Annotated in this window: 9 protein-coding genes and 1 tRNA gene; 5 read left to right on the forward strand and 5 right to left on the reverse strand. The window is 62.0% G+C overall.

Annotated features, from left to right (window positions below):
- Positions 1-78: 78 nt before the first annotated feature.
- Positions 79-3,549: a hybrid sensor histidine kinase/response regulator gene (locus tag AC3A5O_RS07080; protein WP_122569191.1), complete on the reverse strand. Its 3,471-nt coding sequence runs from the start codon at positions 3,547-3,549 to the stop codon at positions 79-81.
- A 333-nt stretch (positions 3,550-3,882) separates the two neighbouring features.
- On the reverse strand, positions 3,883-4,422 hold the full coding sequence (locus tag AC3A5O_RS07085) for a TetR/AcrR family transcriptional regulator (RefSeq protein ID WP_122569190.1): 540 nt from the start codon (positions 4,420-4,422) through the stop codon (positions 3,883-3,885).
- Positions 4,423-4,525: 103 nt separating this feature from the next.
- On the opposite strand from AC3A5O_RS07085, the gene AC3A5O_RS07090 reads away from it, so the two are divergent.
- From AC3A5O_RS07090 to AC3A5O_RS07105, 4 genes are all read left to right on the forward strand, one after another.
- Entirely contained in the window at positions 4,526-5,716 is a 1,191-nt protein-coding gene (locus tag AC3A5O_RS07090; protein WP_305468059.1) for an MFS transporter, read from the forward strand.
- A 69-nt stretch (positions 5,717-5,785) separates the two neighbouring features.
- Positions 5,786-6,097 carry a cupin domain-containing protein gene (locus AC3A5O_RS07095; RefSeq protein WP_122569188.1) on the forward strand — a complete coding sequence of 104 codons (312 nt, stop codon included), beginning with the start codon at positions 5,786-5,788 and terminating at the stop codon, positions 6,095-6,097.
- Positions 6,098-6,200: 103 nt separating this feature from the next.
- Positions 6,201-7,349 (forward strand): TDT family transporter, encoded by a 1,149-nt coding sequence (locus tag AC3A5O_RS07100; protein ID WP_305468057.1) that lies wholly within the window; start codon positions 6,201-6,203, stop codon positions 7,347-7,349.
- An 80-nt stretch (positions 7,350-7,429) separates the two neighbouring features.
- On the forward strand, positions 7,430-9,304 hold the full coding sequence (locus tag AC3A5O_RS07105) for an MFS transporter (protein WP_305468056.1): 1,875 nt from the start codon (positions 7,430-7,432) through the stop codon (positions 9,302-9,304).
- Between the two features lie 148 nt (positions 9,305-9,452).
- On the opposite strand, the gene sugE is transcribed toward AC3A5O_RS07105, so the two are convergent.
- From sugE to rdgC, 3 genes are all read right to left on the reverse strand, one after another.
- A complete protein-coding gene (gene sugE, locus AC3A5O_RS07110) occupies positions 9,453-9,767 on the reverse strand; it encodes a quaternary ammonium compound efflux SMR transporter SugE (protein WP_123346156.1) in 315 nt (104 codons plus the stop codon).
- A gap of 118 nt (positions 9,768-9,885) precedes the next feature.
- Complete coding sequence (locus AC3A5O_RS07115) at positions 9,886-10,851, reverse strand: bile acid:sodium symporter family protein (protein ID WP_122569184.1); 966 nt, start codon at positions 10,849-10,851, stop codon at positions 9,886-9,888.
- Positions 10,852-10,995: 144 nt separating this feature from the next.
- Positions 10,996-11,916 (reverse strand): recombination-associated protein RdgC, encoded by a 921-nt coding sequence (gene rdgC, locus AC3A5O_RS07120; RefSeq protein ID WP_014339706.1) that lies wholly within the window; start codon positions 11,914-11,916, stop codon positions 10,996-10,998.
- A gap of 160 nt (positions 11,917-12,076) precedes the next feature.
- Here rdgC and AC3A5O_RS07125 point away from each other — a divergent pair.
- A tRNA-Val gene (locus AC3A5O_RS07125) sits at positions 12,077-12,149 on the forward strand.
- Position 12,150 lies beyond the last annotated feature (1 nt).

Here is a 12,150-nt window from a genome sequence, read left to right on the forward strand (position 1 = left end):
TGATATCCTTGAGACCGACATCGCGGGCAAGCCTTGCTCCCACAAGATGCCCTTGCACAGGGGCATTATTTGCCCGAATTACAACGGCAAATGCCGACTCAACAACGCCCGCAACGCCGCCGGCTTCACCGGCTTGGCCAAGTAATCCAGGCCCGCCGCGTGCACCAGGGCCACCGTCTCGGGCCGGCCATCGGCGCTGATCACCACCCCCGGTATCGGTTCCCCCATGCGCGTGCGCAACCAGGCCATCAGCTCGGTACCGGTTTCGCCGTCGTCCAGATGAAAATCCACCAGGGCCAGTTGCGGTCGGCCGCCCTGGGCCAGCCAACGCTCGCATTCCTCGCGATTGCGCGCCGTCCACACCTGGCAACCCCAGCGTGTCAGCAGGCTGTTCATGCCGATCAGGATGCTGTCTTCGTTATCGACGCACAGCACTTGGGCGCCGCTTGGCAAGTGACCGTTGGGTTCGGCCACGGGGCTCGGTACGACGGCCTGTGTAGAGGCCACGGGCACGCTGACGCTGAACACGCTGCCGCGCCCCGGCCAGGAACGCACACGCAAGGTATGGCCGAGCACGCGACAGAGCCCGTCGGCGATGGCCAGGCCCAGTCCGAGGCCTTTTTCGGCGCGGGTCTGGTGGCTGTCCAGGCGCTTGAATTCTTCGAAAATGACTTGCAGCTTGTCCTCGGCGATGCCCGGCCCGCGGTCCCAGACTTCCAGGCACAACTCGCCGTTGCGCCGGCGCACGCCCAGCAGCACTGGCCCCCTGGCGTAGCGGAACGCGTTGGTGAGGAAGTTCTGCAAAATGCGCCGCAGCAGCTTGATGTCACTGTCCACCCGCAGCTTCGAGCCGCGCACCCGGAACTTCAAGCCTTGTTCCTGGGCCAGCGCCGTGAACTCTGCGCCGAGGGTATTGAACAGCTCGTTGAGGGCGAAGGGTTTGCGGTCGGGGTTGATCTTGCCGTTTTCCAGGCGGGAGATGTCCAGCAAGTCGGTGATCAGGTCTTCAGCCGAGCGCAGTGAACTGTCCAGGTGGTGCACCAGTTGCCGGGCCTCGCTCGGCAAACCATCGTGCTGGTGGGACAGCGCGGCGGAGAACAGGCGCGCGGCGTTGAGCGGTTGCATCAGGTCGTGGCTGACCGCCGCCAGGAACCGGGTCTTGGATTGATAGGCCGCTTCGGCGGTGCTCTTGGCTTCGGTCAGGGCCAGGTTCAATTGGGACAATTCCCGGGTGCGTTCGGCCACCCGTTGCTCCAGCCCTTCGTTGGCTTCGGTCAGCGCCTGTGCGGCCTCACGGAAGGCGGTGATGTCGGTGAAACTCATGACGAAACCGCCACCGGGCATCGGGTTGCCGATCAGTTCGATGACCCGGCCGTTGGGGAACAGCCGTTCAGAGGTATGGGCACGGCCCTGGCGCATCCAGTGCAGGCGCCTGGCGACGTGGACTTCCGCCTCGCCCGGCCCGCAGAGGCCACGTTCGGCGTTGTAGCGGATGATGTCGGCAATGGGCCGGCCGACACTGATCAAGCCGTCCGGGTACTTGAACAGCTCCAGATAGCGGCGGTTCCACGCCACGAGCCTGAGGGACTGGTCGACCACGCTGATACCCTGGCTGATGTTCTCGATGGCGCCTTGCAACAGGGCGCGGTTGAACTGCAGCACTTCCGACGCTTCGTCCGCGATCCGGACCACGTCTTCGAGCTGCATCTCTCGACCTTCGATGGCGGCTTTTACGACCGCCCGTGTCGAAGAGGCGCCGAGTACACCGGCCAGCAGGCGTTCGGTGTGGGCGATCCATTCGCTGTCGGCGTTCTGGTTCGGGTTGAAGCCTTTGCCCTGGCGGTAGGCGAAGCGAATAAAACTCTGCCGCGCCCGCTCTTCGCCGACGAAACGCGCGGCCAGTTGCAACAGGTCTTCGATGTGCACCGCCAGCATTGAGCGGGGGTTGGGGCGGGCGCTGATTTCCTGGCCAATGAAGCGCCCGGCCTGCCAGTGTTCCGAGACGCGTGTGCGCGACAGCACGGACACCCAGGCAAACAGCGTGAAGTTGCCAGCCAGGGACAGGACCACCCCTTGGGTCAGCGGCGTAATCGGCAGGTTCAAGGGATTGCCATGCAGCCAGGCCAGGCCTGGAAAACTACTGAGCGACCAGCCCAGGCTGTGGGCGGCAATCGGCAGCACCAGGGTGTAAAACCACAAAAAGATCCCCGTGGCGAGGCCGGCGAACACGCCGCGGCGGTTGGCCTGTTTCCAGTACAGCGCGCCGAGCATGGCCGGGGCCAGTTGGGTCACGGCGGCGAAGGCGATCTGGCCGATGGTCGCCAGGCTCGCCGTCGAGCCCAACAGCCGATAGCTGACATAGGCCAGCAACAGGATCACCACGATGCTGACCCGCCGCACCGACAGCATCCACTGGCGGAACACCTCGAACGGGCGTTCGGCGGCGTTGCGCCGCAACAGCCAGGGCAGCAACATGTCGTTGGAGACCATGGTCGACAGCGCCACGCTGGCCACGATCACCATGCCAGTAGCCGCCGACGCGCCGCCGATGAACGCCAGCACGGCCAGGGCCGGATGAGCCTGGGCCAGCGGCAGACTGATGACGAACGAGTCCGGCAGCACCGAGCTGGGCAGCATCATCTGCCCGGCGAGGGCGATGGGCACCACGAACAGCGCAGCCAAGGCCAGGTAGGCGGGAAATACCCACTTGGCCAGACGCAGGTCCTGGGGCTCGATGTTTTCCACCACGGTCACGTGGAACTGCCGCGGCAAGCAGATGATCGCCATCATCGCCACCCCGGTCTGCACCACCATGGACGGCCAGTTGATGGTTTCTTTCCAGTACTGCTCCAGGCGCGGCGCGAGCATCGCCTGGTTGAACAGGTCCTCGAAACCGTCGTACAGGCCGTACGTCACGAACGCGCCGACCGCCAGGAAGGCAAGCAGCTTGACCAGGGATTCGAAGGCGATCGCCAACACCATGCCGCGGTGGTGTTCGGTGGCGTCCAGGTTGCGGGTGCCGAACACGATGGTGAACAGCGCCAGGATCAGCGAGACGATCAGCGCGGTGTCCTGGGCGCGGGTACCCATGGCATCGGCACCGGCGCCGATCAGCAGGTTCACACCGAGCACGATGCCCTTGAGCTGCAGGGCAATGTACGGCAGCACGCCCACCAGGCAGATCAGTGCGACCACCACTGCCAGGGATTGGGACTTGCCGTAGCGGGCGGCGATGAAGTCGGCGATGGAGGTGATGTTCTCCTGTTTGCTGATCATCACCATTTTCTGCAGGACCCACGGCGCCAGCACCAGCAGCAGTATCGGCCCGAGGTAGATCGGCAGGAACGACCAGAGCTGTTCGGCGGCTTGGCCCACGGCGCCAAAGAACGTCCAGCTGGTGCAATACACCGCCAGCGACAGGCTGTAGACCCAGGCCCGCACCCGTGGCGGCAGCGGCGTGCTGCGCCGGTCGCCGTAGAAGGCGATGGCGAACATGATGGCCATATAGGCCAGGGCGACAACGGCGATCAGCCCGCTGGACAACGACATGGAAACTCCCGGACAAAGACACCGGGACTTGCGCCCGGCAGGACAGTCTCGCATGCCCGCTCGGGTTCGTCAGTGTCGACCAAGGTCGAGGCGTGGTGGGGTGTCGCAGGTTGCGATCAGCATTGGGTTAGATGTGTGAACACAAAATTTATGTTCACCTAAGACTCAGTGTGGGAGCGGGCTTGCTCGCGAAGGCGATGGCACATTCAACATTGATGCAAGCTGACCCAGCGCTTTCGCGAGCAAGCCCGCTCCCACAAGGGACCTGAGGTGAATACAAATCCATGGTTCACCCAGATCACTGTGGGAGCGAGCTTGCTCGCGATAGCGGCCTTACTGACCCAACGCAATATCCACCAACCGATACAACTCCCCCACCTCCAACGGCGCGCTGGCAAAGAGAATGCGGAACACCGTCGGCGCCACCACCACATTGATCAGCCGCTCGACGCCTGGATTGGGTTCATCGGGGTAGCGGTCCAGGATGATCTGCAACTGACGGCTGAGGATCCCCACGCAATACCCCGGCGTGGCGCAGGCCTGGATGTCGCGCATCATGTTGCGACCGGGCTCGGAGCTCATTTCGTCCAGGTACTGCTCGGCCCAGGCGCGCAGGTCGCCGCGCAAGCTGCCGGTGTCGATCGGCTCGCCGTCGGGGCGCATGCGGGCGATGGCGACGTCGGCCAGCAGCGCCGGCAGATCGCCCCAGCGCCGGTAGATGGTGGACGGCGTCACCCCGGCGCGCGCAGCGATTTGCGGCACGGTCAGTGTGGCGCGCTCCTGCTCTTGCAGCAGGGCGCGGACCGCCGAGTGAATCGATTCCTGGACCCGGGCGCTTCGACCGCCGGGGCGTAAACCTTCTTTAATAGCCATGCGTCAGACCTTAACACAAAGAATTTGCTTTAAGCGCGCGCCGGTAGCACACTCCGCAAAAGCAAAAAATTAGCTTTTGCGAATGTTCTTGTGGAGCGTGCCCATGTCCCATCCAGCTTCGACCCGCGCCAGCCTGATCTTCCTGGCGCTCACTTTGCTCGGTTTTCTCGCCGCGTCCAGCGCGCCGACGCCGTTGTATCACCTCTATCAGGAACAGTTACAGTTTTCCCCGGCTGTCCTGACGCTGATTTTCGGCGTGTACGCCTTCAGTCTGCTGGCGGCCTTGCTGACCGTAGGGTCGCTGTCGGATTACTTGGGTCGCAAACCGGTGATTTTCGTGGCGCTGTTGCTCAACATGTTGGCGATGCTGCTGTTTATCTGCGCCGACAGCGTCGCCTGGTTGATCGGTGCTCGGTTGATCCAGGGGTTCGCCACCGGCATGGCCACCAGTGTGCTGGGTGCGGCCTTGCTGGACTTCGACCGTCGCCAAGGCCCGTTGATCACCAGCGTTGCGCCGCTGTTGGGCATGGCGTGCGGGGCGCTGGGCTGTGGCCTGCTGGCCGAGTTCGCGCCGTTGCCGTTGCAACTGACGTATTGGCTGCTGCTGGGGGTGTTCCTGACCCAGGCCGTTTACCTGTGGCGCCTGAAAGAAAGCGTCAGCCCGCAAACCGGTGCCTGGCAGTCCTTGCGCCCGACTTTGCATGTGCCGCCCCAGGCGCGGCAAGCCTTGTGGCGAGTCCTGCCACTGGACCTGGCGGCCTGGGCGGTGGGCGGTTTCTACCTGTCATTGGCGCCGTCCCTGGTGCGGGCGGCCACCGGATCGACCTCCAACCTGATCGGTGGCGCGCTGGTGGCGGTGTTGACCCTCAGCGGCGCGTTAGCCATCTACCTGTTGCGCAACCAGGAGGCCGACAAAATGTTGCGCCCGTCCGCCGGCCTGTTGGTGATCGGCCTGGCATTGGTGCTGGTGGCGGTGCATGGCGCCAGCTTGCCGTTGTTCTTCGTCGGCACGCTGATCACCGGTGGCGGTTTTGGCGCAGGGTTCCTGGGGGCGCTGCGCAGCATCATGCCGCTGGCCTTGCCCCACGAACGAGCCGGCTTGATGTCGGCGTTCTATGTCCTCAGTTACCTGGCCTTCAGCTTGCCGTCGCTGCTGGCGGGGAACCTGACGCGGGTGTTCGGCTTGATCCCGACGACCGATGGGTATGGCGCTGTGTTGATTGTGTTGTGTGTCTCGGCGCTGCTGGGGTTACGCCAGTCGATAAAACCGCTTACCGATGGCGTTCGCCCTTGAAGCCGAGCATGCAGGTGTCCCTGGCAGTGGGTTAGTCTTGGCGCCTCAGACTTCTTCCGGACGGATCCCTTGAAAATCATTCGCAGCAAATCCTTCACCGGTGACCGCGCCTGGGCGGCGCTGGATATCGCCAACATGAACGGCATCACCACACGCTTGCACTGGACCGATCAGCCGTACAAATGGCACATCAACGACGGCCAGGAAGTCTTCGTGGTGCTCGATGGGCAAGTGCAGATGTGCTATCGGGAAGAGGGCGTCGAAAAGGCGGCTTTGCTGGAAGCCGGGGACATTTTCTACGCCTCGGTGGGCACCGAGCATGTCGCCAAGCCTTTGGGCGAAGCGAGGATCCTGGTGATCGAGAGCGAGGGCAGCGTCTGACCATTATCTGTAAAGTAGATAACAGATAGAGAAATTACCCGTTATATAGATATTCAATCCGGCTCTAGCATGGCTTCACCTCATCCGAGGAGAGGAGTTCGCCATGACATGCTGTGCTGCAAAAAACCGCCTGCGCCCCTTGAGCCATTTGCCCAGGCCGTTGGAGGCCATTCGCCAATTCACGCCTAACTGGTTTGCCGTGGTCATGGGCACTGGTGTGCTGGCGCTGGCCTTGGCGCAATGGCCGACGACGATGCCTGGCCTGCACGCCTTGGGCGAAGGGTTGTGGTTGTTCAACGCGCTGTTGTTCGTGGTGTTCGCCTTGATGTACACAGCCCGTTGGGTGCTGTTCTTCGACGAAGCGCGACGGATTTTCGGCCATTCAACGGTCTCGATGTTTTTCGGCACCATTCCCATGGGGCTGGCGACCCTCATCAATGGCTTGTTGGTTTTTGGGCTGCCGCGTTGGGGGGAGGGCGTGGTGGCGGTGGCCGAGGCGTTATGGTGGATCGACGTGGCCATGTCCCTGGCTTGCGGTGTGCTGATTCCATTCTTGATGTTCACCCGCCAGGAACACCGCATCGACCAGATGACCGCCGTGTGGTTGTTGCCGGTGGTGGCCGCCGAAGTCGCGGCGGCCAGCGGCGGGCTGTTGGCGCCGCATCTGGCCGACACTCATGCACAACTGGTCATGCTGGTGACCAGCTACGTGCTCTGGGCCTTTTCCCTGCCGGTGGCGTTCAGCATCCTGACGATTCTGTTGTTGCGCATGGCCTTACACAAATTGCCTCACGAAAACATGGCCGCCTCGAGCTGGCTGGCCCTCGGCCCGATTGGCACCGGTGCCCTGGGCATGTTGCTGCTGGGCAGTGATGCCCCACTGATTTTTGCTGCCAATGGCCTGCCCGGGGTGGGCGACATCGCCGCCGGGTTAGGCCTGGTGGCCGGCATCACGCTGTGGGGCCTGGGGTTGTGGTGGATGCTGATGGCGCTGCTGATCACCGCGCGCTACCTGCGCGCCGGCATCCCCTTCAACCTCGGCTGGTGGGGCTTTACCTTTCCCCTGGGCGTGTACGCGCTGACCACGCTGAAGCTTGCGGGCCTGCTGGGCCTGGGTTTTTTCAGCGTGTTCGGTGGTGTGTTGGTGGCGATGCTGGTGGTGCTGTGGCTGATCGTCGGGCGGCGTACGGTGCTGGGTGCCTGGCACGGTGAGTTGTTTGTGTCGCCCTGTATTGCAGGGCTGGCGAAATAATCGCTAAAGACAGGTAATGTGTGGCCTGGATCGAAAAACGTTCATTCAATAAGCGTCCACGCCACTCAGGAACATGGAAGATGAGTCACCCTTCGCAGTTCACCTTGCTTCGCACGCGGCGTTTCCTGCCGTTCTTCATCACGCAGTCCCTGGGCGCGTTCAACGACAACATTTTCAAGCAGTCGCTGATCCTCGCCATTCTCTACAAACTGACCATCGAGGGTGACCGCTCGATTTGGGTCAACCTCTGCGCGCTGCTGTTCATTCTGCCGTTCTTTCTGTTCTCGGCACTGGCGGGGCAGTTCGGGGAAAAATTCGCCAAGGACGCGTTGATTCGTCTGATCAAGCTCGGTGAAATCGCCATCATGGCGGTCGGCGCAGTAGGGTTTCTGTTCGATCATTTGCCGCTGATGCTGGTGGCGCTGTTCGCCATGGGCACGCATTCGGCGCTGTTCGGTCCGGTGAAGTATTCGATCCTGCCCCAGGCCTTGCACGAGGAAGAACTGGTCGGCGGCAATGGCCTGGTGGAGATGGGCACCTTCCTGGCGATCCTGGCCGGCACCATTGGCGCCGGGATCATGATGTCCTCGATGCATTACGCCCCGGTGGTGTCCGCCGCGATCATCGGTGTTGCGGTGCTCGGTTACCTGGCCAGCCGCGGCATTCCGCGCGCGGCGGCGGCCTCGCCGCAAATGCGCCTGAACTGGAACATTTTCAGCCAATCCTGGGCCACCCTGAAACTGGGGCTGGGGCAAACCCCGGCGGTGTCCCGGTCGATTGTCGGCAACTCCTGGTTCTGGTTCGTCGGGGCGATTTACCTGACGCAGATCCCGGCCTATGCCAAGGAGTGGATGCACGGCGACGAAACCGTGGTGACCTTGATCCTGACGGTGTTCTCGGTGGGGATCGCCTTGGGTTCGATGCTCTGTGAAAAGCTGTCCGGACGCAAAGTCGAGATCGGCCTGGTGCCGTTCGGCTCGTTCGGGCTCACCGTATTCGGTCTGTTGCTGTGGTGGCATTCCGGTGGAATCCCCGACAGCGTCGAGGGCCACGGTTGGCTTGAAGTGCTCGGTTTCGGTCACGCCTGGCTGGTGTTGATCGACATCCTGGGCCTGGGTGTCTTCGGTGGGTTCTACATCGTGCCGCTGTACGCGTTGATCCAGTCGCGCACCGTCGAGAACGAGCGGGCGCGGGTGATTGCCGCCAACAATATTCTCAACGCGTTGTTCATGGTGGTCTCAGCCATCGTCTCCATCGTGTTGCTGAGCCTGGCCAAACTGTCGATCCCGCAGTTGTTCCTGGTGGTGTCGTTGCTCAACATCGGCGTCAACGCCTACATCTTCAAGATCGTCCCCGAGTTCAGCATGCGTTTCATGATCTGGCTGCTGAGCCATTCCATGTACCGCGTGGAGCATCGCAACCTGGAGGCGATTCCCGATGAGGGGGCTGCGCTGTTGGTCTGCAACCACGTTTCCTTCGTCGATGCCTTGCTGATTGGCGGCGCGGTGCGTCGGCCGATTCGCTTCGTGATGTACTACAAGATCTACAACCTGCCGGTGCTGAATTTCATCTTCCGCACCGCTGGGACCATCCCGATTGCCGGGCGCCAGGAAGACATTCAGATCTACGAAAAAGCCTTCAAGCGAATTGCCCAATACCTGAAGGACGGTGAGCTGGTGTGCATTTTCCCTGAAGGAAAATTGACCGCTGACGGTGAGATCAATGAGTTCAAGAGCGGACTGACACGCATCCTCCAGGAAACCCCGGTGCCGGTGATTCCCTTGGCGCTGCAGGGCTTGTGGGGCAGTTTCTTCAGTCGCGACCCGGCCAAAGGGCTGTTTCGCCGATTCTGGTCGCGGGTGACGTTGGTGGCGGGTTCGGCGGTGGCGGTGGAAGTGGCTGAGCCCGCGAAGTTGCAGGCGTTGGTGGGGCAATTGCGTGGGACTGTCAGGTAAGAAGAACCTGTGGGAACAAGGAGCTGTGGGAGCAAGGCTTGCCCGCGATGACGGTCTCAAGGACGCCATCGCGAGCAAGCTTTGCTCCCACAGGTTTTGCTCCTACAAGCTCCACTGTTCCTAGAAGGTCTTGCTCCCACAGGTCAATTCAGGCGCTGACCTTGAGCCCGATCAACCCTGTAACGATCAACGCCACGCTGGCCAGGCGAACCAGCGCCATCGACTCTCCAAACAAAATGATCCCGGCGATCACCGTGCCCACGGCACCGACCCCGGTCCAGATCGCATAGGCGGTCCCCAGCGGCAGTTCCTTCATCGCCAGGCCGAGCAGGCCGAGGCTGATCGCCATGGCGGCGATGGTCAGTGCGGTGGGGAGGGGGCGGCTGAAGCCGTCGGTGTACTTCAGGCCGACAGCCCAGCCGACTTCGAACAGGCCGGCAAAAAACAGAATGATCCAGGACATCACACACCTCATCGATGGGTGGGGTCGTCCCCGGAGAATGAACGCGATGGCGTTGCGGGGTCGTCCCCGCATTGGGCGCAAGAATGCCCAATGCTGACTGTTCGGTCAAGTCGCTCGGTCAGTCCGCCGCTCGGCCCGCAAGCAGTTCCCGGTCGTGTTTTTCGCTCATGCGCCGGAAGTACGTCGAGAGCAGGGCCCCGGAAATGTTGTGCCAGACGCTGAACAGCGCACTGGGTACTGCCGCCAGCGGCGAAAAGTGCGCGCTCGCCAACGCCGCGCCGAGGCCGGAGTTCTGCATGCCTACTTCCAACGACAAGGTTTTGCGCTGAGCCAACGGCAGGCCGAACAAACGCCCGGTGAAGTACCCCAGCAGATAACCGAAGCTGTTGTGCAGCATCACGATGGCCATGATCAGCAGGCCGGACTCGGCGATCTTCGCCTGACTGGCTGCGACCACCGCTGCCACAATGATCACGATGCTCACCACCGAAATCAGCGGCAACACGTCTATGGCATGACGCACCCGGGCACCCAACAGACGTTGAGCGACGATGCCCAGCGCGATCGGCACCAGGACGATTTGCAGGATCGACCAGAACAGCGCCGAGAACGACACCGGCAACCAGGCCGAGGCCAGCAGCCAGATCAGCGCAGGGGTCAGCAGAGGGGCCAGCAGGGTGGTGATGGCGGAAATCGCCACGGCCAGGGCCAGGTCACCGCGAGCCAGCCAGGTCATGACATTGGACGACGTGCCGCTCGGGCAGCAACCCACCAGGATCACGCCGACGGCGATCTCCGGCGGCAGGCTGAACACTTGGCAAAGCAGCCACGCCGTGCCGGGCATGATCACGAATTGGGCAACCACCCCCAGGGCTACGCGCCCCGGATGACGGGCGACTTCGGCAAAGTCTTCCAGCTTGAGTGCCAGGCCCATGCCGAACATCACCAGGCCCAGAAGCGGCACGATGGCGATTTTCAGGCCGACGAACCACTGCGGTTGCAGGAATGCCACTACCGCGAAAAACAGTACCCAGTAAGCGAAGGTATTGCCGACAAAGCGACTCAATGCAGCCAATGCGCGCATGACCTGATCCTTATTATTAAGAACACCGAATACTAATGTGGGAGCGAGCTTGCTCGCGATAGCGCAGTGTCAGTCAACATCTAGGTGGCTGTCATACCGCTATCGCGAGCAAGCTCGCTCCCACAAGGGTAACCAATCTGGGGTTTAGATCCCCTGCGGAATCTCTTCCCCGCCCAACGCTTCAACCAGCGCCGGCAGGAACTCGCCGAACGTCAGCATCATCAGCGTAAAACTGGCATCCAGTTGGCCGAGGGCTTCGTCGCCACCGTCCTGCTCCGCCTGGTCCTGCAGCAGGTCTTCGAATTTCAGGCGCTTGACCACCATCTTGTCGTCGAGCACGAAGGACAGCTTGTCCTGCCAGGCCAGCGACAGTTGCGTGACGACCTTGCCGGTGTTCAGGTGCAGCTGGATTTCGTCGCTGGTCAGGTCCTGGCGCTTGCAGCGCACGATGCCGCCGTCTTCGTGGGTGTCGCGCAGTTCGCATTCATCCAGTACGAAGAAATCGTCCGCGGCTTTCTGGGTCTTGACCCAGTCGGTCATGGTGGCGGTCGGGGCCATCTTGACCGTCAGCGGGCGTACCGGCAGCGAGCCGATGACTTCGCGCAGGGTGGACAGCAGGTCTTCGGCACGTTTCGGGCTGGCCGAGTTCACCAGGATCAGGCCCTGTTTCGGCGCGATGGCAGCGAAGGTGGACGAGCGACGGATGAACGCACGGGGCAGGAACGCCTGGATGATTTCATCCTTGAGCTGGTCCCGTTCCTTTTTATAGACCTTGCGCATTTGCTCGGCTTCGATCTCTTCGACCTTTTCCTTCAGGGCATCGCGCACGACGCTGCCCGGCAAGATGCGTTCTTCCTTGCGCGCGGCGATCAGCAGGAAGTCCTGGCTGACGTGCACCAGCGGTGCGTCTTCGCCTTTGCCAAACGGCGCGACGAAACCGTAAGTGGTCAACTCCTGGCTTGCACATGGACGCGCCAGTTTGCTGGCCAGTGCAGTTTCCAACGCCTCGGCATCAAAAGGCAGATCTTGGGTCAGGCGATAGATAAGCAGGTTTTTGAACCACATGGGGTGAATCTCTCCTTTATACAAAGGGGGGCATTATTCTCTTCGCGGCGCCATAGGCCAACCCTTCGCTAAGCCTTTGGAAGGCCTGAAAAAATTAATTTAAAAAGTGCTTGCCAGCTTAAAGACTGCTCCGTAGAATGCGCGCCACACCGAAAGCGAAGGGTGATTAGCTCAGCTGGGAGAGCGTCTGCCTTACAAGCAGAATGTCGGCGGTTCGATCCCGTCATCACCCAC

The sequence above is a fragment of the Pseudomonas sp. Soil_N_39 genome, assembly GCF_057655955.1.